Below are 24261 nucleotides of genomic sequence, written 5' to 3' on the forward strand. Positions count from 1 at the left end.
AACATGGATCAGAAGCCGACCATATCGCAGGATCAGAGCCGAACGGCCACGAAGGGCCGTTCAGGGGGCTTGGGCCGCGATGTGCTGGTCGCCTCGATCTGCGGCGGCGTGGTCGCGTTCATGGTCGGCGCGTCCTACGCCGCGGTGCCGTTCTACAACTGGTTCTGCCGCGCTACCGGCTTCAACGGCACGACCCAGGTCGCGACCTCGGCGCCCGTCAGCGGTCCGATCGCCCGCAAGATCGCCGTGCGTTTCGATTCCAACGTCGCGCCCGGCCTGCCCTGGAAGTTCGTGCCTGAGCAGACCGAGATCGAGGTCAATATCGGCCAGGTCACGACCATCTATTATACCGTGACCAACCAGGCCGCCCGCACCACCTCCGGCCAGGCCGCCTATAACGTCGCGCCGCTGACGGTCGGGTCCTATTTCGAGAAGATCAACTGCTTCTGCTTCTCCGAGCAGACCATGGCGCCCGGCGAGAAGCGCGAGATGCCCGTGGTGTTCTATGTCGATCCGTCGATCGTCGACGATCATGACAATGACGGGCTGAGCACGATCACGCTGTCCTACACGTTCTATCCGGTGAAGGATCCGGTGGTGAAGCCGCTCGCATCCGGTGACGACGACAAACGCAAGGGTAATCTCCAGCCGCCGGGTTGATGCTCAGGGGGCTGGAATAAGGGGATAAGTGCCTGACAGGCACGGGATTGAGGAGACAGACCGCAATGGCTACCGCGCAAGGCAAGCATCACGACTACCATCTGGTCGATCCCTCTCCGTGGCCGGCGGTCGGCTCCGTCTCGGCCTTCATCATGGCGCTCGGTGCGATCTCCTGGATGCACCACATGTACGCGGCCGCGCCGATCGTGTTCGGTGTCGGCACCGTCGGCGTGCTCTACACCATGGCGAGCTGGTGGGGCGACGTGATCAAGGAAGCCCAATACAAGGGCGATCACACCCGCGTCGTGCAGCTGCATCACCGCTATGGCATGATCCTGTTCATCGCCTCCGAGGTGATGTTCTTCGTCGCCTGGTTCTGGGCCTATTTCAACGCGGCGCTGTTCCCGGCCGATGCCGTCCATGCCACCCGTGATGCCGTGTTCGGCTGCGGCCTCGGCACCGCGCCCGGCGCCTGCTCGGTGCCCGGCACCTGGCCTCCTCACGGCATCGAAACCTTCGATCCCTGGCATCTGCCGCTGCTCAACACGCTGATCCTGCTCACGTCGGGCACCACGGTCACCTGGGCACATCACGCCCTGCTCGAGAATGATCGCCAGGGCCTGAAATACGGCCTGATCCTCACCATCCTGCTGGGGGCGACCTTCACCTGCGTGCAGGCCTATGAGTACAGCCACGCAGCTTTCTCGTTCGCCGGCAACGTCTATGGCGGGACCTTCTTCATGGCGACCGGCTTCCACGGCTTCCACGTGCTGGTCGGCACCATCTTCCTGATCGTGTGCCTGGCGCGCGCCTATGCCGGCCACTTCACGCCGAAGCAGCACCTCGGCTTCGAATTCGCCGCCTGGTATTGGCACTTCGTCGACGTGGTCTGGCTGTTCCTGTTCCTGTGCATCTACGTCTGGGGACACGGTGCCGAGACCATGGCCCACGGCGCGCACTAGCTCGCGACGGATCGATCTGGAAAGGGCGGCCGCAGGGCCGCCCTTTCGCTTTCCAGGGCCAGAGGCCCCGGCCAAAACTGTGATAGAAGTGTGCGTCATGAACGAAACTGCCGGCACCCCTGAACCAAAGCCAACTGCCGAGCCAACTGTCCTGCAAAGCGCGCTGCGCGGGCTCGCCTGCAAATGCCCGCGCTGCGGCGAGGGCAAGCTCTATGCGGGCTTCCTGACTCTGGCGCCGTCCTGCGACCGCTGCGGTCTCGACTACGCCTTCATCGATGCCGGCGACGGCCCGGCGATCTTCATCATCATGCTGGCCGGCGCGATCGTGGTCGGCTGCGCGCTCGTCGTCGAGGTCAAATATCAGCCGCCGTTCTGGCTGCACGCCGTGCTGTGGTTGCCGCTGATCCTCGCCACGACGCTCCTGCCGCTCCGCGCCATGAAATCGCTGCTGATCGCGCTGCAATTCCACCACAAGGCGGCACCTGGCCGGCTGGTCGACCGCGCGAAATGAACGAGACTGCGCGCACGCCCCGCGTGGCCGGCTTCGCGCTGTTCACGCTCCTGCTGACCGCGGTCTTCGTGGCGCTGGGAGCCTGGCAATTGCAGCGCCGCACTGCCAAGCACGAGCTGGTCGCCGCGCTGACCGAGCGCCTCGCGGAGCCGCCGGTCGCGCTGCCGCTGCCTGCGCAATGGGCCACGCTGACGCCGGCGCGCGACGAATTTCGCCGTGTCAGCTTCACCGCAACCTATGCAGCGACGCCGGATGCGATGGTCTATTCCTCCGGCTCCGCCGTGCGCAAGGATGCATCCACCCCCGGCACCTGGGCCTTCCTGCCGGCGCGGCTGCCGAGCGGCGAGATGGTCGTGATCGATGCGGGTTTCGTCGAGAACACGATGCAGGATCGCAGCGTCGAGGATCGCGCGGTGAAGAAGCTCGTCACCGGCGCCCCCGTCGTGCTCACCGGCTATCTGCGTTTTCCCGAAGCACCAAGCTGGCTCACGCCGGCGGCGAACCGGGACAAGCGGCTGTGGTTCGTGCGCGATCATCCGGCGATGGCAAGCGCGCTGGGTTGGGGCGCGGTGGCGCCGTTCTACGTCGATCTCGAGCAGCCGGTGCCCGAGAACGGCATTCCGCGTCCGGGGCCGCTCGATGTGCACCTGAAGGACGATCATCTGCAATATGCCATCACGTGGTTCTCGCTTGCCGGCGCTGTGCTGATCGCATTCGGCGTCTGGCTGAAGGGCCGTCGGCACACCGTCGCAAAGCCGTAGGTTCCCGGCAGGAACCCGGAAACGCCCGGGGTTTATTATTCAGCACATATTCACGAGGGTGGCCTTAAGCCGCCTCTCGCCTTGTTCTCGCGGCAAACAGGATTGCTGGCGTTGCGCGATTTCGATCAGATGGGACTCGTTGTCGATTGGGTGGATGCCTGCCGGAAAGGCGCCCTCGCGACGCTGCTTGACCTCTATGCCGATGACGGCGAGGTGGAATGCATGTGCAACGGCACGCATCTCTATCGTGGCCGGCGCGAGCTCGAGACGTATTGGGGACCTAAGCTCAGCGCCTTCTCCTCGGTCGGCTTCGGCCTCGAGGAAATCCATCCTGCGCAGAACGGCATCGATCTCGAATATTCGGTCGCAGGCGCGCTGCGCGTCCGCGCCTCGTTTCGCTTCAGTGCGGAAGGCAAAATCCACAGCATGGTGTGCGAGCCGGCGCAGCAGGGATCGCACGATTGCGCAGCGTGCTAGCCGGATACCGGGTCGCGGGCTTCACCGAGCGGTAGGCTACAGCGCACGTAGGTTCGCTCTTCCGCGCGCAGAAGTGCTAGCGATCCGCTGAGCGCGCGCACACGTTCATGCATGCCGGTCAGGCCGCGGCCAAAGACATTGTCGGCCGGAAAGCCGCCACCGTCGTCGGAAACCTCCACCGCAAGCGCATCGCCCGATATCGCCGCCGCCACATGGACGTTGCGTGCTCCCGCGTGGCGCAGCACGTTGGTCAAGGCCTCCTGGATCACGCGGTAGATGGTCTGGGCCAGCGGCCCGTCGATCTCGTTGATTCCCGGATCGATCGTCGCGGTGAGGCCGATATGCGGCGCCTGCCTGCGAAAGTTGCCGAGGAGCGTCTGCACGCTGCCCTCGAGCCCCAATTCCGCGATGTAGAGCGGCCGCAACCGGTCGAGAATACGACGATTGGTCGACTGCAGTGTCTCGATCGATCGCAACACCTCCTGTGCGGAATTGCCGAGATGTCCTGCTTGCGGCGAGCCTTCGCTCAATGCGATCGTGCCCGCGCGGATGCTGAACAACAACGGTCCGAGCTCGTCATGCAGCTCGCGCGCGAGATCGCGCCGCTCATCGTCCTGGACCGACACAAGTCGGTGCAGCAGATTGCGATTGTCCTGGCTCAATTGCGCGAGCGTCGTTGCCAGCGCATTGGCCTCCTCGCAGGCTTGCCGGATTTCCGGCGGCCCCGCGACCGGAATTGGCGTCGTATAATCGCCACGCCGGATACGGGTCAGGCCTGCGCCGAGATTCTGCAGGGGCCCCAGCGTCGACGTCGCAAACAGATAGGCGATCGTTCCGGTCAGCAGCATCAGCAGGGCAATCATGCTCATCAGCGCCACAAAGCCGATCCATTTTTCGAACATGTCGGCCGACAGGTTGGGCATGAACACGATGTCGCCGACGGGCTTGTCATCGATGAGGACCGGAGACGCCGCCTCGATGTCGGGGATGCCGATCAGGTCCACGAACCATCGCGGAACGCCATGCACCTCGTGCAGGCCCTCCTTCATCGAAGGCGGGGGACCCGCTTGTAAGGGACGGAATTGGATATCGGAGGACGTGCCCAAGGAACTGACAAATGCGTCGAGCATCCTCCGCGGATTGTCTGACGCCCTCAGAGTGCTGTTGAGCGCGACAGCGACGGCCCGCGCCGAACGTCGGCCGGGTTCAGTCTCGTCGGCCAGCTGGCCTGTCGCAAACGCTTGCAACAGCACGCCGCCCATGGCCAGCGCGGCGAGAAAGCTGAGGCCGAGCGGAAGAAACAGCCAGGTTCTGAAGGAGAGTCGTTGCCACATTAGGTCAATTCTAACGTGCATTGGCGGATTTCTCTCTTTCCATCTGTTCCCGTCGGTCTATGAGTGCCACAACAAGAGAGTGCGCGATGCAAGATACCGCTAAGCCGGGGACCCGGATCCTGATTGTTGACGACCATCCCGTGGTGCTGTCAGGTTGTCGCACCCTGTTTTCGTCCGACCATTCGATCCGGATCGACGAGGCGAGCGACGCCAAGTCCGGCCACCGGGCCTTTGTCAGCAGGCGTCCTGACGTGACCGTTATCGACGTCAACCTGCCTGATGTCTCCGGCTTCGAGCTGATGCGCCGGATCCGCAAGGACGATCCGGATGCCAAGATCATCATGTTCAGCATGAACGACGATCCGGCTTTCGTGGTGCGCGCGGTCGAGCTCGGGGCGCAGGGCTATGTCTCCAAGGGCGACGATCCCCGGATCCTGCTCAAGGCGGTCCGCAGGGTGGTCGCAGGCGACCATTTCATTTCGCCGCAGCTCGCTGAGGCCGTGACGTTCTCGGGCGCCGCGATCAAGGCCAATCCAGCCTCGCAGATGACGCCGCGGGAGCTCGAGATTCTCCGCCTGCTTGGACGCGGCAACAAGATCGTCGAGGTCGCCGAGGCACTCGGCATCTCCTACAAGACCGTTGCCAACACCACCTCCCTGCTCAAGCAGAAATTAGGGGCCAAGAACCATTCCGACCTGATCAGGATAGCGGTGGAAATCGGGATGAACTGACACACGGTCAGGGACCGAACCGGCTGCTGCAGGATGCAGCCGGTTCGGCCGACGGATCGATGCCGCCGCGCGTTCGGGCAATGAGTGGACGGCGGCTGGGTACGCTTCCACCGACACAATGGACGGTTGCAGTGTTTGTTCCTGGTCCAGCGCGGCAGATCAGGAAAAAGCGGAAATTGGGCGAGGCTCCGGGCGACCTGATCATCGGCTTTGCTGTGGCATACCGGGAAAAACAGGAACATTTGCCGTCGCGCACCGTTGTTTGTCCTTGACGTTTCCGTGACAGCTGACGATAGCTCGAACGAGCAATTTTGGGGCAGGCGCCCCAGCGTCGAAAACCGGTCTGCACACATCAACGACAGACCTTCCAAGCGAGGGCTGCGGCATCGCCGCAGCCCTTTTTCCTTGGGCATGGTGTGGCCCCGCAAAACACTCTATGGTGCCGGAAGCCTCTGGCTGAACAACTAGGAACATCGTGAAATCAAAGGCTTAAGGCCAGAATTCGGCTCGGGCCAGCCTTTGGAGGGCAGTTTGACTCGTTATATCTCGACCCGGGGCGAGGCCCCTGAGCTTGGCTTCTGCGACGTGATGCTGACCGGGCTCGCCCGTGACGGCGGCCTCTATGTGCCGGTGACCTGGCCGCAATTGTCGGCCGAGACCATCGCAAGCTTCTTCGGCCGCCCTTATTGGCAAGTCGCGGTCGAAATCATCCGTCCCTTCGTCGGCGGCGAGATTTCCGACGCCGAGCTCGGCCGCATGGCGAACGAGGCCTATGCCACCTTCCGACATCCGGCCGTGGTGCCGCTGCGCCAGATGTCGCCGCATCAATTCGTGCTGGAGCTGTTTCACGGTCCGACGCTCGCCTTCAAGGACGTCGCGATGCAGCTGATCTCGCGGCTGATGGATCATGTGCTCGCCGAGCGCGGCCAGCGCACCACCATCGTGGTCGCAACCTCCGGCGACACCGGCGGGGCCGCGGTCGATGCGTTTTCGGGCCTGGAGAATGTCGATCTCGTCGTGCTGTTTCCGCACGGCCGTGTCTCCGAGGTCCAGCAGCGCATGATGACGACGACGGGCGCGGCCAACGTGCATGCGCTCGCCATCGAGGGCAATTTCGACGACTGCCAGGCGCTCGTGAAGGGGATGTTCAACAACCACCGCTTCCGCGATGCGACGTCGCTGTCCGGGGTCAACTCCATCAACTGGGCGCGCATCGTCGCGCAAGTGGTCTACTATTTCACCTCGGCGGTCGCCCTCGGCGCGCCGGCGCGTGCGGTGGACTTCATCGTGCCGACAGGGAATTTCGGCGATATTTTTGCAGGCTACGCCGCCAAGCGCATGGGCCTTCCCGTGCGCACGCTGCGGATTGCGGCCAACGTCAACGACATTCTCGCTCGCACGCTCAAGACCGGCATCTATGAGGTGCGCGAGGTGCACGCCACAGCATCGCCCTCGATGGACATCCAGATCTCCTCGAATTTCGAGCGGCTGCTGTTCGAGGCGAGCAAGCGCGATGCGGCGAGCGTCCGCCGCCTGATGGACTCGCTGAAGCAGTCGGGCCGCTTCGTGCTGCCGGATGTGACGCTCGCCGCGATCCGCGAAGAATTCGACGCCGGCCGCGCCGATGAGACCGAGACAGCGGCTGCGATTCGCGCCGCCTGGCGTGAGGCCGGCGAGCTTGTCGATCCGCATACCGCCGTGGCGCTCGCGGTCGCCGATCGCGACACCACAGACACGACCGTCCCCAACATCGTGCTCTCGACCGCGCATCCTGCCAAATTCCCCGACGCCGTGGATGCGGCGTGCGGTCAGCGGCCGCTGCTGCCGGCCTGGCTCGACGGTCTCATGACCAGATCCGAGCACATGAAGGTGATGAAGAACGACCAGGGCGAAGTCGAGCAGTTCGTGCTGTCGGTCAGCCGCGCCGCAAAGCAGGGAGTTGCCGGATGAGCGTCGAGATTTCCAAGCTTGCGTCCGGCCTGACCGTCGTCACCGACAACATGCCTCACCTCGAGACCGCCGCGCTCGGCGTCTGGGCCGGCGTCGGTGGCCGCGACGAGAAGCCCAACGAGCATGGCATCTCGCATCTCCTGGAACATATGGCGTTCAAGGGCACCACCGGGCGCTCCTCGCGCGAGATCGTGGAGGAGATCGAGGCGGTCGGCGGCGACCTCAACGCGGGCACCTCGACCGAGACGACGTCCTATTATGCCCGGGTGATGAAGGCCGACGTGCCGCTGGCGCTCGACGTGCTGGCCGACATCCTCGCCAATCCGGCCTTCGAACCCGACGAGCTCGAGCGCGAGAAGAATGTCATCGTGCAAGAGATCGGCGCGGCCCAGGACACGCCTGATGACGTCGTGTTCGAGCACCTCAACGAGCTCTGCTATCCCGACCAGCCGATGGGGCGCTCGCTGCTCGGCACCGCCAAGACGCTAAAAAGCTTCAACCGGGACTCGCTGCGCGATTATCTCTCGACGCATTACCGTGGCCCCGACATGGTGGTGGCGGCGGCTGGCGCCGTCGATCACAAGCAGGTGGTCGCCGAGGTCGAGAAGCGCTTTGCAAGCTTCGAGGCGACCCCAGGGCCGAAGCCGCAGGCCGCCAAATTCGGCCAGGGCGGCACCAAGGTGGTGCATCGCGAGCTCGAGCAAGCGCATCTGACGCTGGCGCTGGAAGGCGTGCCCCAAACCGACCTGTCGCTGTTCTCGCTCCAGGTGTTCACCAACGTCCTCGGCGGCGGAATGTCGTCGCGCCTGTTCCAGGAGGTGCGCGAGAAGCGCGGCCTCTGCTACTCGATCTACGCTTTCCACGCGCCCTATACCGACACCGGTTTCTTCGGCCTCTACACCGGGACCGATCCCGCCGACGCGCCTGAAATGATGGAAGTCGTGGTCGACATCATGAATGATTCGGTCGAGACCCTGACCGAGGCCGAGATCGCCCGCGCCAAGGCGCAGATGAAGGCGGGTCTGCTGATGGCGCTGGAGAGCTGCTCCTCGCGTGCCGAGCAACTGGCCCGGCACGTGCTGGCCTATGGGCGGCCGCAAACGGTGCAGGAACTGGTGGCCCGGATCGATGCCGTCAGCGTCGAATCGACCCGCGATGCGGCGCGGGCACTGCTTTCGCGCAGCCGCCCTGCAGTTGTCGCATTGGGCAGTGGCAGGGGTCTGGACACGGCGGTGTCTTTTGCGGAAGGATTGACCAAGGCGCGTGCCAAGGCGCGGCTGCACTAGGGAGCCGCGTACGACCCGCCTCCGGGAAGCATCACTATGGCCCTCTTTCGTCTGCCATCCAGTGGACCTGCTGCTCTCGCGCCTCGTGGCAACGGGTTGCTGCTGCGCGCGCCGCAGATGTCGGACTTTCTGCAATGGGCGCATTTGCGCGAGACCAGCCGCGATTATTTGACGCCGTGGGAGCCGATCTGGCCGTCGGACGATCTGACCCGGTCCGGCTTCCGCCGCCGCCTGCGCCGCTATTCCGAGGATATCGCCTCGGATCGTTCCTATCCCTTTCTGATTTTCCGCGAGCTCGACGGCGCCATGGTCGGCGGCATCACGCTCGCCAATGTCCGGCGTGGCATCGTCCAGGCCGGTACCATCGGCTACTGGGTCGGCCAGCCCCATGCCCACCGCGGCTACATGACGGCGGCGCTCCGGGTGCTGTTGCCGACGCTGTTCGGCGAGATCAATTTGCATCGGGTCGAGGCCGCCTGCATCCCCACCAACGCGCCGTCGATCCGGGTGCTGGAGAAGTGCGGCTTCTCCCGCGAGGGGCTGGCCCGCCGCTATCTCTGCATCAACGGGGTGTGGCAGGACCACCTCCTGTACGGCTTGCTGCATGAGGATTTCCGCGGCTGAGCCGCGCTTGCTTGCGCGCCGAGATCACCCTTTTCCGACCTGGATTTCTCGCCTTGGGATCGCCGATTTTGGCGATATAACCCGCACGAGCCGGCGACAGGCCGGGATGTTGTGATGGAGTACTGGCGTTCATGAAGGAGCTTCGATCATTGCGGAATGCGCTGCGGCGGGGTCCGATGATCGCGCTGGCGCTGTCGGTGTTATCGGCGACGGTCTCGCCGGTCGCGGCGCAATCGCTGACGGACCGCTTCAAGAGCCTGTTCGGGGGCAAATCCGACGAGCCTGCCCAGCCGACGCCTGCGCCGGGCCAGCCGGCCGCGGATGACGATCTCGATTGCCCGCAGGTCACGGTGCGTTCGGGAGCCTCTACCTATGGGGTCGGGGCGACGGGCAAGGCGGCCGTCGGCAACGACGTGCGCTTCCAGGCCTCGATCACCAAGATGGCGCGCGAATGTGTCCGCAACGGCGGCGAGATCACTGCGCGGGTCGGCATCCAGGGCCGCGTCATCGCAGGCCCCGCCGGCGCGCCTGCCACGGTCGAGGTGCCCCTGCGCGTTGCCGTGGTCCAGGGCGGCGTCGGCGAGAAGGTGATCGCCTCGAAGGCCTACCGGACCACCGTCGCGATGTCCGAAGGTGGCAGCGTGCCGTTCACCTTCGTCGCGGAGGATCTGTCGTATCCGGTGCCCTCGGCTGCGGTCGCCGATTCCTACATCTTCTATGTCGGCTTCGACCCCCAGGCGCTGGCGCCCGAGCCGAAGGCGCGGAGGAAGAAGTAGGGCGAGGCCGCGCCACACGCTCGACTGTCGTTGCCTGCGAAGGCGGGCAATCCAGTATTCCAGAGACGCCAGTGATTTATCGAGAAGCCACGGCGTACTGGATGCCCCGCCTTCGCGGGGCATGACACCGGATTTTTGCCTACAGACCGCCCAACAAAAAAGCCGGCGCTCGTCGCGCCGGCTTTTTGATGGGTGAGGCGTCCGCCCTCAGTTCAGCTTCTGGCGAACTTCGGTGATGCCTTTGGCGAGCAGATCGTCGGCGACCTGACCCTTGACCGACTGCGACAGGATCGTCGAGGCGGCCTGGACGGCGGCTTCCGCGGCTGCGGCGCGGACATCGGCCAGCGCCTGAGCTTCGGCCAGTGCGATCTTGCTCTCTGCGGTCTTGGTGCGGCGGGCGACGAAGTCTTCCATCTTCGCCTTGGCCTCGGTCGCGATGCGCTCGGCTTCGGACCTGGCATTGGCGATGATGTCGGCGGCCTCGCGTTCGGCCGAGGCACTGCGCGCCTTGTAGTCGGCGAGCACCTTCGCGGCTTCCTGCCTCAGGCGCGTCGCGTCGTCGAGCTCGGCCTTGATGCGGTCGGCGCGATGGTCGAGCGCAGCCACCGCCTTCTTGAAGACCCCGAGATAGGCGAACACGACCATCAGGATCAGGAAGGCGACGGCGACCCAGGTTTCAGGTTCGAAGAACATATCGACTAACCCTTCAAGGACGCATCGACGGCGGCATTGACCGACGCCGTGTCAGGAACGACGCCGGTGAGCTGCTGCACGATGGTGCCTGCCGCATCGGCCGCGATGCCGCGGACATTGCTCATGGCGGTCGCACGGGTCGAGGCGATGGTCTTTTCCGCCTCGGCGAGCTTGGCCGCCAGCTGCTCTTCCAGGCTCTTGCGCTCGGCTTCCGCCTGCGCATTCGCCTTGTCGCGGGATTCGTTGCCGATCGCCTGTGCCCGCGAACGCGCCGAAGCGAGCTCGCCCTCATAGGCCTTCAGCGCAGCCTCGGACTGATCCTTCAGCTTCTGCGCCTCGGCGAGGTCACCCTCGATCTTGTTCTGACGCGCTTCGATCGCACCGCCGACCTTCGGCAGAGCGAGCTTGGACACGATCACGTAAAGCAAGACGAAGAAGATCGCGAGCGACACCAGCTGCGAAGCAAAGGTGCTGCTCTCGAACGGCGGAAACGCGCCGGCGTGATGACCGCCGTCGGCTTCGCTGTGGGCGTCAGTCGCCGGAGCTTTCGCTCCGCCATGACTCTCGGCCATGGAGTACTCCTGTTGCTGTCACGCGCCGCTCCTGATGAAGCGGCGCGGAAGAAGTCGTCCTTTAGAAAACGAACAGCAAAAGCAGCGCGATCAGCAGCGAGAAGATGCCGAGCGCTTCGGTCACGGCGAAGCCGAAGATCAGGTTGCCGAACTGGCCCTGAGCAGCCGACGGGTTGCGGACGGCTGCGGCGAGGTAGTTACCGAAGATCACGCCCACGCCGACGCCAGCGCCGCCCATGCCGATGCACGCGATGCCCGCGCCGATAAGTTTTGCTGCTGTCGGATCCATTTTAGACTCCTTGGAAGAAAGATTGGGTTTGGGTGGAAATTCCCCGGACCGCTTAGTGTCCCGGATGAATGGCGTCGTTGAGGTAGATGCAGGTCAGGATCGCAAACACATAGGCCTGCAGGAACGCGACCAGAATCTCGAGAGCGTACAGCGAGATCGTGAGCGCCAGCGGCAGCACGCCGCCGACCCACCCGATGGCGCCGAGCGAGAAGCCCAGCATGGCGACGAAGCCCGCAAACACCTTCAGCGCGATGTGGCCGGCCAGCATGTTGGCGAACAGACGGACGCTGTGGGAGACCGGCCGCAGGAAGAACGACAGGATCTCGATGAACATCACCAGCGGCAGGATGTAGCCGGGGACGCCGTGAGGAATGAAAATCTTGAAGAACTTCAGGCCGTTCTTGGCGACGCCGTAGATCAGCACCGTGAAGAAGACCAGCAGCGCCAGCGCCACCGTGACGATCAGATGGCTCGCGATCGTGAAGGTATAGGGGATGACGCCGACGAGATTCGACACGCAGAGGAACATGAAGATCGAGAAGACCAGCGGGAAGAACTTCATGCCTTCCGAGCCGGCGGTCGAACGGATGGTGGAGGCGACGAACTCGTAGGAAATCTCGGCGACCGACTGCAGGCGGCCCGGAACGAGCTGCGTGCCGCTCGCAAGCATCAGGATCGAGATGATCGCCACCGCCACCAGCATGTAGAGCGATGAATTGGTGAAGGCGATCGTGTGATTGCCGATATGGCCCAGCGTGAAGAGCGGCTCGATGTTGAACTGGTGGATCGGATCGATTTTCATCGGCGCGGCATCTCTTGGTCTGCCGGGCTAGCCGGCGTGTCTCGGTCTGCCGGCCGGGCCGGCCCGCACCGGCGAAACCGGCGCGATCAATTCCTCTCTTGTCCGGATTCGCTCAAGAACCACCGCGCCTGTTCTGACCTGCGCCCGCGGTTCTCACCACATTCACCACGCCGGCCACGAAGCCCAGCAGCGTGAACACGATAAATCCGAAAGGCGATGTCGACAGCAAGCGGTCGAAACCCCAGCCAATCCCCGCTCCGACGACGACCCCGGCGATCAACTCGGAGGATAACCGGAAACCAAGCGCCATCGCCGAGGCTCTGGCCGCTCCGTCTTCACCGTCACCTGCAGGTTGCTCGGTCTTGATGTGGCGGCCGCGAATTTCGGACAACCGCTGATCAAGACTTCCGAGCCGTTCGGAAAGCGCAGCTTCCTCGGGCGATCTATCGCGATCTCCATCCCCGTTGTGTCCCGTGTCCTGAGCCATGCCACGAAGACCCGAAACGCCGCGGTTGAATGGAAATTACGCCCGCCACCCTCAAAAGCCGCGCGGACCATACTGACCGCACATAATCAAGTCAAGCCAAGTCACGATTGCGTCGTGATCCTTTATGTTACTGATTTCGTTGAGGATATTTCCTTGTACGCCAGCGCTGCACACAGCGTGACGCCGCACCGCAGCAGCTGTTGCTGCGATCCGCCGATGCGTCGTCGCCCGCCGGGGTGTAGAATTCTTCTGATGTGGCACCTGCGCGGCGTGGCGGAGAGCGCGATGAGACCTGCGAAATCATCCACAACATCAAGGCTTGCGGCCGTTGTCGTCGTCTCGGCTTTCAGCGGCACCCTGGCTGCCGCGCAATCGGCGCCCGACGGCGAAAACGGCCGGTACAGCATGACGCCCATCCCGGAAGGCGTGCTGCGGCTCGACACCCGCACCGGCACGGTCTCGACCTGCACCAGGAATGATGCCGGCTGGGCCTGCTACGCCCTGCCCGACGAGCGCGCGGCGCTCGATACCGAGATCGGCCGTCTCCAGGCCGAGGTCGAAAAGCTCAAGGGGCAGCTCGCAGCAGGGCCGACCGTCTCCGGCAAGATCGACGAGGCGCTGCCGAAATCCGATTCCCTGAAGAAGGCCGAGCCGCAAGCACGAGAACCAAAGGCCGCCGAGGGCGACCGCAAGCTCGAGATCCCGCTGCCGAGCGACCAGGACCTCGATCGCGCGATGTCGTTCCTGGAAAAGGCCTGGCGGCGGCTGATCGACATGGCCAATCGCGTGCAGAAGGACGTGTCGGGGAAGATATGACGTGACGCGAGATGTTTCATGACATCGGCCAGATCAATCACACGCTCGGTGCCATCGTCGGTGCAGGCCACGACGATCGTCTCGTCGCAGCTCGCCGTGCAGACGAAGGGCCGCGGCTTCACCGATCTCACCAGCGAACTCGTGAGATTCATCGTCGAGGCTCACGCCCGCGATGGCGCGCTGACGCTGTTCATCCGCCACACCTCGGCATCACTGACGATCCAGGAGAATGCTGATCCCTCCGTCCTCGTCGATCTCACCACCGCGCTCGCTCGGCTCGCGCCGGAAGACGTGCCGTGGACACACGACACCGAAGGACCCGACGACATGCCCGCGCATATCAAGACGATGCTGACGCAGACGTCGTTGCACGTGCCGGTGCTGGGCGGCAGGCTTGCGCTCGGCACCTGGCAGGCGATCTATCTGGTCGAGCATCGCGCGCGCCCGCACCGCCGCGAAATCGTGCTGCAATTCATCGGCAGCAATCAATAGGCCTCAAAAGCAGACCGGCCGCGGATCGTTCCGCGGCCGGTCGCTTGTCGGTGTCGGGCGAGGCGATCAGGTCTTGGTGATGTCGACGTCCTTGGTCTCGGGCACGAAGAAGAAGCCGACCACGGCCGTGATGGCTGCGAACACGACCGGGTACCACAGGCCGGAATAGATGTCGCCGGTCGAGGCGGTGATCGCGAAGGCGGTCGCGGGCAAGAGGCCCCCGAACCAGCCGTTGCCGATGTGATAGGGCAGCGACATCGAGGTGTAGCGGATGCGGGTCGGGAACAGTTCGACCAGCATGGCCGCAATCGGGCCGTACACCATGGTGACGTAGATCACGAGGATGAACAGCAGGCCGATCAGCGCCGACACTTGCGGACGGAATATGTCGAAGGGGTTCGACATCTTGACGATGCCCGGGTCACCCGCCTTCGGATAGCCCGCCGCCTGCGTCGCCGCGGTGATCGCGGCATTCGAGGTCTTGGCGTCCGTGTAGGGCACTTCCTTGTCGTTGACGAGGATCTTTACTGCGCCCGCCGGTCCCGGAACCGTGGTGTACTTCACCGACGATTGAGCGAGGAAGGCGCGTGCCGTGTCGCAAGGCGCGGTGAAGACGCGGGTGCCGACCGGGTTGAAGAGATCGCCGCAGCTTGCGGGATCCGCCACCACTTGCACCTTGACCGTCTCGTAGGCCTTTTCCAGCGCCGGGTTGGCGTTGGACGAGATCATCTTGAAGATGGGGAACAGGGTCAGTGCGCCGATCAGGCAGCCCGCCAGGATGATCGGCTTGCGGCCGATCCGGTCGGACAGCGCGCCGAACACGAGGAAGAAGCCGGTACCGAGCAACAGCGACCAGGCGATCAGGAGATTGGCGGTGTAGCCGTCGACCTTCAGGATCGATTGCAGGAAGAACAACGCGTAGAACTGGCCCGTGTACCAGATCACCGCCTGGCCCATCGTGAGGCCGATCAGGGCGAGGATCACGATCTTGGCGTTGGTCCAGTTCGCGAAGGCTTCCGTCAGCGGCGCCTTGGACGTCTTGCCTTCATCCTTCATCTTCTGGAAGACCGGCGACTCGTTGAGGCGCATCCGGATCCAGACGGAGATGCCGAGCAGGAAGACCGACACCAGGAACGGAATGCGCCAGCCGCCCCAATAAGCGCCTGGAGCGCCCGCAAAGCCGGGCTCGCCCGTCGCGGTGCGGGTGAACAGGATGACGAGCAGCGACAGGAACAGGCCGAGCGTCGCGGTGGTCTGGATGAAGGAGGTGTAGTAGCCGCGTTTGCCGGGCGGTGAGTGCTCGGCGACGTAGGTTGCCGCGCCGCCATATTCACCACCGAGCGCGAGGCCCTGCAGCAGGCGCAGACCGATCAGGATGATCGGGGCCGCGATGCCGATCTGCGCGGCGCCGGGCAGCAGGCCGACGATGAAGGTCGACATACCCATGATCAGGATGGTGACGAGAAAGGTGTATTTGCGGCCGACGATGTCGCCGATACGCCCGAACACGATCGCGCCAAACGGGCGAACGAGGAAGCCCGCCGCAAAGGCCAGCAGCGCGAAGATGTCACGCGTGGCCTGGTCGAACATCGGCTTGCCGTCGGCACCGGCGATGGTGAAAAACTGCGTGCCGACGATGCCGGCCAGCGACCCGTAGAGATAGAAGTCGTACCACTCGAAGACGGTGCCGAGCGACGACGCGAGGATGACGAACCGCTCATCCTTTGTCATGCCGGTCGATCGAGCCGACGTTGCAGCCATTGTGGACATTGTGAGCGCGCTCCCCGAAATTCGTTTCCTCGCGTCCCGGCAGTCCGGGCATGCCGGATCAACCCAGGTCTTGCCCCAAGGTAACATCGACGTGAAACCCGCCCCAATACGACTTTTGGCCTTGCGCACTGACACGCAACTGACGGCGCGGAGTTATAGTGCAGCGCGCCGGCACGATTTTGCGGATTAACCGCTTTTCCGGCGCAGGGATAATGTGCCCTTGCATGCCACGGCCGACCGGGAAAGAATTGACCATCGCTCCGGTCCGGATTACTGGCGCTGACGTGAACGACAGCAAGAGAACGATGAACGCTCCCTCAACCCATCTCGTCATTGCCGACGATCACCCGCTGTTCCGTGATGCGCTGCGGCAGGCGGTGGCGGGGGTCCTGAGCACGGCGAAGATCGATGAGGCCGGGTCGTTCGAGGACCTGACGAAACTGCTGGAACAGGCCTCCGACGTAGACCTGGTCCTGCTCGACCTCTCGATGCCCGGCATCTCCGGCTTTTCCGGGCTGATCTATCTGCGCGCGCAATATCCGGCGATTCCGGTGGTGATCGTCTCGGCCTCCGACGACAGCGCCACGATCCGCCGTTCGCTGGATTTCGGCGCCTCCGGCTTCATCCCGAAGCGCTTCGGCGTCGAGACGCTGCGTGATGCCATCCTCAAGGTCATGGAGGGCGACGTCTGGGTTCCCGCCGATACCGACCTGACGGCCGCTTCCGACCCCGACATGGCCAAGCTGCGCGACCGCCTGGTGACGCTGACGCCGCAGCAGGTGCGGGTGTTGATGATGCTGTCGGAGGGACTGCTGAACAAGCAGATCGCCTATGAGCTCGGCGTCTCCGAGGCGACCATCAAGGCCCACGTCTCGGCCATCCTGCAAAAGCTCGGCGTCGAAAGCCGGACCCAGGCCGTGATCGCCGCTGCCAAGATCTCCGGCGGCCAGTGGAAACAGGGCACGCCGACGGGGTAGGTCGCGTGCTCGCGAACAGCCGACCGTGAGTGCCGGCCGGCACCCGACCTCCCTGCGTCCTTTCGTTCTGAGCGGCGTGAAGCGAGAGGAAAATCCGGGCGGAATGCGCCGCGACAGCGCGAAGCTTGCTTGCGTCAGGGGAGTGGCAGCAGCCTGCCAATTCACAAGTGAGTGCGTTGACGCGGGTTCGCGAAGCCCTAGCAAGCTTCGTTGCAGATTCTTGCAAACAATGGACATGCGTCCTGCGAGGCACACTGATGGTCAGTTGCGTCATTGCAGCGAGGCAATCATGAGCCAAACTGAACATCGGGCCGCGAACTCGGTAACTTTCAAAGGACCAAGACCATGACACAGATCATCGACCCGCATCGCCGCCGCTTCCTCGGCATCGCAGCCGGCAGCGCTGCCGTCGGTCTTGGCGTGATCGACCTCGCGCGCGCCGAAACGGCAGCCGCGCCGTCTTCGGCAACGGCTTCCTTCGGCGCGATCAAGCAGATCAATGCGGGTGTGCTCGACATCGGCTACGCCGAAGCCGGTCCATCGACCGGTCCGGTGGCGATCCTGCTGCACGGCTGGCCTTACGACATTCACAGCTTCGTCGACGTCGCGCCGATCCTGGCGCAGGCCGGCTATCGCGTCATCGTCCCCTATTTGCGTGGCTATGGGTCGACGCACTTCCTCTCCAGCGAGACGCCGCGCAACGGCGAGCCTGCCGCGCTGGCCGTCGACATCATCGCCCTGATGGATGCGCTCGACATCAGGAAGGCTGTCATCGCGGGCTTCGACTGGGGCGCGCGGACCGCCGATATCATCGCGGCGCTGTGGCCGGAGCGCTGCCGCGCGCTGGTCTCTGTCAGCGGCTATCTGATCTCCAGCCAGGCATCGGGGAGCGCGCCGTTGCCCCCTTCGGCCGAACTGCAATGGTGGTACCAGTTTTATTTTGCGACCGAGCGCGGCCGCGCCGGCTACGAGAAGTACACGCATGACTTCGCAAAGCTGATCTGGAAGCTGGCCTCGCCCCAGTGGAAGTTCGACGACGCCACCTTCGATCGCAGCGCCAAGGCGTTCGAGAACAAGGATCACGTGGCGATCTCGATCCACAATTATCGCTGGCGGCTCGGGCTCGAGAAGGGCGAGACGAAGTACGAGGAGATTGAAAACAAGCTCGCGGCGGCTCCCATCATCAGCGTGCCTGCGATCACGATGGAAGGCGACGCCAACGGCGCGCCGCATCCCGATCCCGGCGCCTACGCCAAGAAGTTTTCGGGCCGTTACGATCATCGCCTGATCACGGGCGGCATCGGCCACAATCTTCCGCAGGAAGCACCGCAGGCCTTTGCCAAGGCCGTCATCGATGCCGACGGCAGCGCCTGAGCCGTTACTCCGCCGCGACCATCTGCTGCGTGCGCCACTGCCCGAGCAGGGCACGCAGCGAAGCCGGCTTCACCGGCTTGTTGAGCACCGCGATCTTCTCGTCGCGCGCAGCCATCTGCACGGCGGGGCTGCGATCGGCAGTGATCAGGATCGCGGGGATGCCGTCGCCGAAGCGGCGCCGGATCTCGCGGATGGCGGCGATGCCGTTGCCGCGGTCGAGGTGATAGTCGACGAGCAGTCCGGTGACGCGCTTGCCGGCGGCCTGGATCGCCGATATCGCGCCTTCGGGATCCGCGACCGCGATCACCTCGGCGTGCCAGGCCTTCAACAGCGTCCGCATGCCGTCGAGGATCGCCGCGTCGTTCTCGATGCAGACGATCAGAGCGCCAGATATCGGCGCGCGCGCCAGCGGCGTTGCGCTTGTTAACGCCGCCGTCAGCGTCACGGCCTTGGCCGTCGGCACGATCACGGTGAACAACGAGCCGCCGCTTGCATTGGCGTCGATGGCGATGCCGTGGTTGAGCACGCGCGCCAGCCGTTCGACGATCGAGAGTCCCAGCCCCAGCCCGCGCGCGATCCGCGCACCTTGCTCGAGGCGGTGGAATTCCTTGAAGATCTCACCGCGTTTGACCGCGGGAATGCCGACGCCGGTATCGTAGACGCAGATCTTGAGCGAGGCGCCATGGCGCCGGCAGCCGACCAGCACGCGGCCGCGCGGGGTGTATTTGATCGCGTTCGAGATCAGGTTCTGCAACAGCCGCCGCAACAGCAAGCGGTCCGACTCGACCGGCAGCGAGCAGGGCACGAAGGTGAGCCCGAGGCCCTTGGCGCGTGCGATCGGCGCGAACTCGATCTCCAGCGAGCGCATTAGATCGGCCATCTTGAAGCTCGAGATCGAGGTCGTCATCGCGCCGGCGTCGAGCCTGGAGATGTCGAGCAGCGCGCCGAGGATCTCCTCGATGGCTTGCAGCGATTCGTCGATGTTCTCGACCAGCCGGGTCTCCTCGCCATCGTGCTGGCGCTCGACCAGGCTCGTGACATAGAGCCGCGCCGCGTTCAGCGGTTGAAGAATGTCGTGGCTGGCGGCCGCGAGGAAGCGCGTCTTGGAGATGCTGGCGTCCTCGGCGGCGCTCTTGGCTTGCGCAAGCTCCGAGTTCAGTCGCGTCAGCTCCTCGGTGCGGTCGCGCACACGCTTTTCCAGCGTCGCATTGGCGCGCTCCAGCGCTTCCGCCGCCTCGAAGGTCGGCGTGACGTCGGTGAAGGTGATGACGAAGCCGCCGCCGGGCATGCGATTGGTGAGCACCTCGATGACCATGTGGCGTTCCGGCAGGCGCTCCAGATAGGGCTCGCTGTCGGTGGTGTAGGCCACGAGCCGCTGCTCGATCATCGCTTCGCGGTCACCCTGGGCGGGGGGATCGCTCACGCCCATGAATTCCAGGATTTCGCGCAAGGGCGTGCCGAACTGGATGAAATGCGGTGGCACGTTGAGGAGGTCGCCGAACTGCCTGTTCGAGCAGATCAGCTGCAAATCGGCATCGAACACCGCGATGCCCTGGCGCACATGGTTGAGCGCGGTCTGCAGGATCTCGCGGTTGAAATGCAGCGCTGCGTGGGAATCGTCGAGCAACTTCAGCGCGGCTTTCGCTGATACCGTGCGCTTGCGCAGCAGCAGCGACATCACGAGGCGCGAGGACGCGGCCCCGATCGAGGAGGCGATCAGGTGCTCGGCATGCTGCAGCAGCTCGAAGTCGGCGGGTGCTCCGGCCTCGAGCCGCATATTGCGCCGCGCCGAGAACGCCTCGAACGACTGCCGGGCGCGATCGGGCCCGAGATATTGCGCGACGGTGCTCTGGATATCCTGCACCGTCACGGTGGTGCGCCAGCGGCGGAAGTTCGGAGCGATCGGGGCGAGCGTGTTCGGGACGAACAGATCGGCCTGCACCAGCTCGATCGACGAGGGTTGACGTGCCAGCGACAGCAGCACGTAAGTGAGGATGTTGAGCGACAGAGACCAGACGACGCCATGCATCAATGGCGACAGGTCGGCGCCGAACAGCGCCTGCGGCCGCAGCGCCTCGATGCCGAACGGCCCATGCTGGAGCAGCAGGATGCCGGATGTCGAGGTGTCCATGAAGCTCGGGATGAACAGCGTGTAGAGCCACACCGCGAAGCCGACCAGCATGCCGCCGATGGCGCCGCGCGCGGTCGCGCGCCGCCACAACAGGCCGCCGAAGAAGGCAGGCGCGAGCTGCGCGATGGCTGCAAAGGACAGGAGGCCGATGGCCGCCAGCTGGGCATTGCCGAGCGCGCGATAGTAGAAATAGGCCATCACCATGATGGCGAAGATGGCGAGCCGCCGCGAGCGCAGCAGGAAGTCGCCGAAGCCGGTGGCGCCTGCGCGTCCCTCGGGCCGTCGCTGCAGCACCAGCGGCACCACGAGGTCGTTGGAGACCATGATGGAGAGCGCGACGCATTCCACGATCACCATCGCGGTCGCCGCCGAGAGGCCGCCGACGAAGACGGCGACGCTGAGAAGTCCCGCACCGCCCTCCATCGGCAGGGCCAGGACGTACATGTCAGGGTCGACAGCGCCGAACGGGAAGGTGACGAGGCCGGCGAGCGCGATCGGGATCACGAACACATTGATGGCGACGAGATAGAGCGGAAACAGCCAGCGCGCGCGGCTGACCTCGGCATCCGAGGAATTCTCCACGACGCTGACGTGAAACTGGCGCGGCAGCAGCATGATCGCGCACAGCGACAGCAGCGTCATGGTCAGGAAATTGCCGATCGACGGCGAATAGTCGATGGCGCGCACGGCTTCCGGGGTCTTCATCGCGCGCTCGATCAGTTCGTGCGGCGAAAACATCCAGAAGGTGACGAAGATGCCGGCGGTGAGGAAGGCGACCAGCTTGATGATGGATTCGGTCGCGACCGCGAGCATCAGGCCGTGCTGATGCTCGGTCGCGTCGGTCTGCCGCGTGCCGAACAGCACCGCGAAGGCCGCCATCGTCAGCGTCACCATCAGCGCCATGTCGCCGAGGATCGGGATGTGGGAGAACGCCTGGTCCTCGCTAAGGATGACTTCGAGCGAGGAGGCCACCGCCTTGAGCTGGAGCGCGATGTAGGGCACCGAGCCGATGATGGCGATCAGCGCGACGGTTGCCGCCACGGCCTGGCTCTTGCCGTAACGCGCACCGATGAAGTCCGCGATCGAGGTGATGTTGTGGGCTTTGGCAAGCTGGATCACGCGGCGGAGCACGCCGGCGCCGAGCCCGATCATCAGAATCGGACCGACATAGATCGCGAGGAAGTCGGTCGAGGTGCGGGTGGCAAAGCCCACCGAGCCGAAGAAGGTCCAGGACGTGCAGTAGATCGCCAGCGACAGCGGGTAGATCATCCCGGACGCGCGGCCGGGCCCGGCCTGCGAGCGGCGATCACCGTGGCTCGCCACCAGGAACAGGAACCCGATATAGCCGAAGGCGGCTGCGATCACGCCCCAGTCGTGCAGCATGGCGAGCGTGCTTCTCCCTGGGCGCAAAGGCGCCCGATCTCGTTTTCCCTGCAAATCTAGCGCGTTGGCAGGGTCGAGGCGACAGCGAAATGCCGCGCCAGGGGCGGAACTGGGGGTGTCGTTAAGGTGCGTGCGTGCGCTTGAAGCTCATCGAGAGAGCTCCCGTGTGGGCCCCCCTCCCTGACCCTCCCCCACAAGGGGGGAGGGAACGGAGAGAGGGGCGCTCGTTGCAGCGAATGTGAGACCAGGTTCGTGTTCAGCAGTTGCTGTTCAGCAGTTGCACCCGATTGCAGCGAGGCGGGCACGCCTGTATCGCTCCCTCCCCCCTTGTGGGGGAGGGTCGGGGAGGGGGGTAGCGCCGGGGACGGTGAGAGTTAGGCGCGAAGAGGCGAGAGCCTACTCCGCGGCCAGCGATTTCTCGTTCAGCGGCAGCTCCAGCCGCTCCCACACCTGCAGCAGCGCTTCGGCGAGCTGATCGATCAGGCCGTCGTCGTGATAGGGCGAGGGCGTGATGCGCAGGCGCTCGGTGCCCTTGGCGACGGTCGGATAGTTGATCGGCTGGATGTAGATGCCGTGGTCCTCGAGCAGGATATCCGAGGCCTGCTTGCACTTCTCGGGATCGCCGACGAACAGCGGCACGATGTGCGTGTCGTTCGACATCACCGGGAGACCTGCGGCATTGAGGATCGCCTTGACGCGCGCGGCGCGGTCCTGGTGGCGCTCGCGCTCCCAGCTCGAGGTCTTCAGATGCTTGATCGCGGCGGTCGCGGCCGAGCAGATCGCCGGCGGCAGCGCGGTGGTGAAGATGAAGCCGGGCGCATAGGAGCGCACGGCGTCGATGATATGGCCGTTGCCGGCGATGTAGCCGCCGAGGCAGCCGAACGCTTTCGCCAGCGTGCCTTCGAGAATGTCGATGCGATGCATCACACCGTCACGCTCGGCAATGCCGCCGCCGCGCGGGCCGTACATGCCGACGGCGTGGACCTCGTCCACATAGGTCATCGCGTTGTACGTCTCGGCGAGATCGCAGATCCTGGCGAGCGGCGCGACGTCGCCGTCCATGGAATAGAGGCTCTCGCAGGCGATCAGCTTGGGACGGTTCGGGCCCGCAGCCTTCAGCAGCGCTTCGAGATCGGCGAGATCGTTGTGGCGGAACACCTGCCGCTCGCAGCCGGACTGGCGGATGCCTTCGATCATCGAATTATGGTTGAGCTCGTCCGACAGGATCAGGCAGTTCGGAATGAGCTTGGCGATGGTCGCGATGCCGGTCTGGTTCGAGACGTAACCGGACGTGAACAGCAGCGCGGCTTCCTTGCCGTGGAGGTCGGCGAGCTCGGCCTCGAGCTGCACCAGCGGATGATGCGTGCCGGCGATGTTGCGGGTTCCCCCTGCGCCGGTGCCGACGCGGGTCGCGGTTTCGACCATGGCGCCGACCACCTTCGGGTGCTGGCCCATGCCGAGATAATCGTTGGAGCACCAGATCACGACGTCGCGCTTGCCCTTGGGCGAGTGCCAGACTGCATGCGGGAACCGGCCGGCCGTGCGCTCCAGATCGGCGAACACGCGATAGCGGCGCTCGTTGTGGAGGCGATCAAGGGCGGAATTGAAGAACTCGGCGTAATCCATCGGTGCAACCTGAGACGGAACTGACCAAAAGGGCGCATCTGTTTAGAGCTTTTCCAGCTCTCATGTCCATGCGCTATCCCATATCTGGCCGTGAGGGGCATTTGGGCAAAATGCCCTATCCGGCGCGACCCAACTTGATCCCGATCAAGCTCGCGCGGGACATAATGCTGCCCTGCACCATCGGTCGAAGGGCTGGACGCCCTCACGTCGTCCTGAACTGCAGCACGCCGTCCTTGGTCTCGGCGGTCAGCCGGCCCTCGACGATCATGTAGTTGACGTGAGCGACGAGCTCGCCGGCGGCAAAGCCCATCTGGTGCTCGTCGAGCACGTGCTTGTTGAACACGACAGGCACCAATGCGCGCGACGTCTGCGGCACCTCGCGGCAGGCTTCCGCGATCAGGCGGCAGCGCTCCTCGTGGTGATCGGCGAGCTGCTTGATGCGGGTCTTCAGCCCGTAAAACGGCACGCCGTGACCCGGCAGCACCAGGAGGTCATAGGGCAGGGTGGTGGTGAGGCTCGCGAGTGAGGCCAGATATTCGCCGAGCGAGTTCTGGTCGGGCTCGACCGCCCACACGCTGACATTCGGCGAGATCTTGCTCAACACCTGGTCGGCGGAGAGAAACAGCTTGTCGTCTGCGCAGTACAGCATCACCTGGTCGAGCGCATGCCCGCCACCGGTGATCACCTTGAAGCGGCGCGCGCCGATCACGACCTCGTCGCCATGCGAGATACGGCGGTAGGACGGCGGCAGCACCGAGACGCGTTTGAGATAATCCT

At 64.5% G+C, this 24261-nt stretch carries 24 protein-coding genes; 14 read left to right on the plus strand and 10 right to left on the minus strand.

All coding sequences use genetic code 11. The annotated features are described in order from the left end of the window. The first annotated feature begins 3 nt into the window (after window positions 1-3). The 5 genes from BM222_RS33405 to BM222_RS33425 all read left to right on the plus strand — a co-directional run bounded on the left by BM222_RS33405 (window position 4) and on the right by BM222_RS33425 (window position 3371). On the plus strand, window positions 4-660 hold the full coding sequence (locus BM222_RS33405; RefSeq protein ID WP_092238206.1) for a cytochrome c oxidase assembly protein: 657 nt from the start codon (window positions 4-6) through the stop codon (window positions 658-660). Window positions 661-725: 65 nt separating this feature from the next. After that, on the plus strand, window positions 726-1622 hold the full coding sequence (locus BM222_RS33410) for a cytochrome c oxidase subunit 3 (RefSeq protein WP_092238211.1): 897 nt from the start codon (window positions 726-728) through the stop codon (window positions 1620-1622). A 97-nt stretch (window positions 1623-1719) separates the two neighbouring features. Continuing rightward, window positions 1720-2133: a DUF983 domain-containing protein gene (locus BM222_RS33415; protein WP_092238216.1), complete on the plus strand. Its 414-nt coding sequence runs from the start codon at window positions 1720-1722 to the stop codon at window positions 2131-2133. Continuing rightward, entirely contained in the window at window positions 2130-2894 is a 765-nt protein-coding gene (locus BM222_RS33420; protein ID WP_092238219.1) for an SURF1 family protein, read from the plus strand. The genes BM222_RS33415 and BM222_RS33420 overlap by 4 nt, the downstream gene beginning before the upstream one ends. 111 nt (window positions 2895-3005) lie before the next feature. After that, complete coding sequence (locus BM222_RS33425; RefSeq protein ID WP_092238221.1) at window positions 3006-3371, plus strand: nuclear transport factor 2 family protein; 366 nt, start codon at window positions 3006-3008, stop codon at window positions 3369-3371. Here the strand turns inward: BM222_RS33425 and BM222_RS33430 are convergent. Next, on the minus strand, window positions 3368-4705 hold the full coding sequence (locus tag BM222_RS33430) for a histidine kinase (RefSeq protein WP_092238223.1): 1338 nt from the start codon (window positions 4703-4705) through the stop codon (window positions 3368-3370). The two genes, BM222_RS33425 and BM222_RS33430, sit on opposite strands and share 4 nt — an antisense overlap. An 86-nt stretch (window positions 4706-4791) precedes the next feature. Here BM222_RS33430 and BM222_RS33435 point away from each other — a divergent pair, with 86 nt between their 5' ends. The 5 genes from BM222_RS33435 to BM222_RS33455 all read left to right on the plus strand — a co-directional run bounded on the left by BM222_RS33435 (window position 4792) and on the right by BM222_RS33455 (window position 10072). After that, window positions 4792-5436 (plus strand): response regulator transcription factor, encoded by a 645-nt coding sequence (locus BM222_RS33435; protein WP_092238226.1) that lies wholly within the window; start codon window positions 4792-4794, stop codon window positions 5434-5436. Window positions 5437-5967: 531 nt separating this feature from the next. Then, entirely contained in the window at window positions 5968-7386 is a 1419-nt protein-coding gene (gene thrC / locus BM222_RS33440; protein WP_177243612.1) for a threonine synthase, read from the plus strand. Next, window positions 7383-8672, plus strand: a complete 1290-nt coding sequence (locus tag BM222_RS33445) for a M16 family metallopeptidase (RefSeq protein WP_092238232.1) — start codon at window positions 7383-7385, stop codon at window positions 8670-8672. The genes thrC and BM222_RS33445 overlap by 4 nt, the downstream gene beginning before the upstream one ends. A 36-nt stretch (window positions 8673-8708) precedes the next feature. Then, window positions 8709-9296 carry a GNAT family N-acetyltransferase gene (locus BM222_RS33450; protein ID WP_092238235.1) on the plus strand — a complete coding sequence of 196 codons (588 nt, stop codon included), beginning with the start codon at window positions 8709-8711 and terminating at the stop codon, window positions 9294-9296. A gap of 131 nt (window positions 9297-9427) precedes the next feature. After that, complete coding sequence (locus BM222_RS33455; RefSeq protein WP_092238238.1) at window positions 9428-10072, plus strand: hypothetical protein; 645 nt, start codon at window positions 9428-9430, stop codon at window positions 10070-10072. A gap of 207 nt (window positions 10073-10279) precedes the next feature. Here the strand turns inward: BM222_RS33455 and BM222_RS33465 are convergent, their stop codons facing one another. The 5 genes from BM222_RS33465 to BM222_RS33485 form a co-directional block, all read right to left on the minus strand. Beyond that, on the minus strand, window positions 10280-10765 hold the full coding sequence (locus BM222_RS33465) for a F0F1 ATP synthase subunit B family protein (RefSeq protein WP_092238244.1): 486 nt from the start codon (window positions 10763-10765) through the stop codon (window positions 10280-10282). A 5-nt stretch (window positions 10766-10770) separates the two neighbouring features. Continuing rightward, window positions 10771-11337: a F0F1 ATP synthase subunit B gene (locus BM222_RS33470; protein ID WP_092238247.1), complete on the minus strand. Its 567-nt coding sequence runs from the start codon at window positions 11335-11337 to the stop codon at window positions 10771-10773. 61 nt (window positions 11338-11398) lie between these two features. Next, window positions 11399-11626 carry a F0F1 ATP synthase subunit C gene (locus BM222_RS33475; protein WP_092238250.1) on the minus strand — a complete coding sequence of 76 codons (228 nt, stop codon included), beginning with the start codon at window positions 11624-11626 and terminating at the stop codon, window positions 11399-11401. Window positions 11627-11678: 52 nt separating this feature from the next. Continuing rightward, on the minus strand, window positions 11679-12428 hold the full coding sequence (locus BM222_RS33480; protein ID WP_092238255.1) for a F0F1 ATP synthase subunit A: 750 nt from the start codon (window positions 12426-12428) through the stop codon (window positions 11679-11681). A gap of 112 nt (window positions 12429-12540) precedes the next feature. After that, window positions 12541-12915, minus strand: a complete 375-nt coding sequence (locus BM222_RS33485; protein ID WP_092238258.1) for an AtpZ/AtpI family protein — start codon at window positions 12913-12915, stop codon at window positions 12541-12543. Between the two features lie 285 nt (window positions 12916-13200). On the opposite strand from BM222_RS33485, the gene BM222_RS33490 reads away from it, so the two are divergent. Continuing rightward, window positions 13201-13731 (plus strand): hypothetical protein, encoded by a 531-nt coding sequence (locus tag BM222_RS33490; RefSeq protein WP_177243613.1) that lies wholly within the window; start codon window positions 13201-13203, stop codon window positions 13729-13731. An 18-nt stretch (window positions 13732-13749) separates the two neighbouring features. Further along, entirely contained in the window at window positions 13750-14223 is a 474-nt protein-coding gene (locus BM222_RS33495; protein WP_092238264.1) for a secondary thiamine-phosphate synthase enzyme YjbQ, read from the plus strand. Between the two features lie 66 nt (window positions 14224-14289). Here BM222_RS33495 and BM222_RS33500 read toward each other — a convergent pair whose 3' ends face one another. Then, a complete protein-coding gene (locus tag BM222_RS33500; protein ID WP_092238267.1) occupies window positions 14290-15993 on the minus strand; it encodes an MFS transporter in 1704 nt (567 codons plus the stop codon). Between the two features lie 305 nt (window positions 15994-16298). On the opposite strand from BM222_RS33500, the gene BM222_RS33505 reads away from it, so the two are divergent. After that, window positions 16299-16970, plus strand: a complete 672-nt coding sequence (locus BM222_RS33505) for a response regulator (protein WP_092238285.1) — start codon at window positions 16299-16301, stop codon at window positions 16968-16970. 345 nt (window positions 16971-17315) lie between these two features. Next, on the plus strand, window positions 17316-18344 hold the full coding sequence (locus BM222_RS33510; protein ID WP_092238270.1) for an alpha/beta fold hydrolase: 1029 nt from the start codon (window positions 17316-17318) through the stop codon (window positions 18342-18344). Window positions 18345-18348: 4 nt separating this feature from the next. Here the strand turns inward: BM222_RS33510 and BM222_RS33515 are convergent, their stop codons facing one another. The 3 genes from BM222_RS33515 to BM222_RS33525 all read right to left on the minus strand — a co-directional run. Next, the gene (locus tag BM222_RS33515; protein WP_092238273.1) at window positions 18349-21858 is read right to left on the minus strand and encodes a PAS domain-containing hybrid sensor histidine kinase/response regulator; all 3510 of its coding nucleotides are present in this window, start codon (window positions 21856-21858) and stop codon (window positions 18349-18351) included. A 396-nt stretch (window positions 21859-22254) separates the two neighbouring features. Next, complete coding sequence (gene hemA / locus BM222_RS33520) at window positions 22255-23484, minus strand: 5-aminolevulinate synthase (RefSeq protein ID WP_092238276.1); 1230 nt, start codon at window positions 23482-23484, stop codon at window positions 22255-22257. A 202-nt stretch (window positions 23485-23686) separates the two neighbouring features. After that, a partial coding sequence (locus BM222_RS33525; protein WP_143106140.1) for an MBL fold metallo-hydrolase occupies window positions 23687-24261 on the minus strand: 575 nt, incomplete at its 5' end.

The sequence above is a fragment of the Bradyrhizobium sp. Gha genome, assembly GCF_900113735.1.
GTDB lineage: Bacteria > Pseudomonadota > Alphaproteobacteria > Rhizobiales > Xanthobacteraceae > Bradyrhizobium.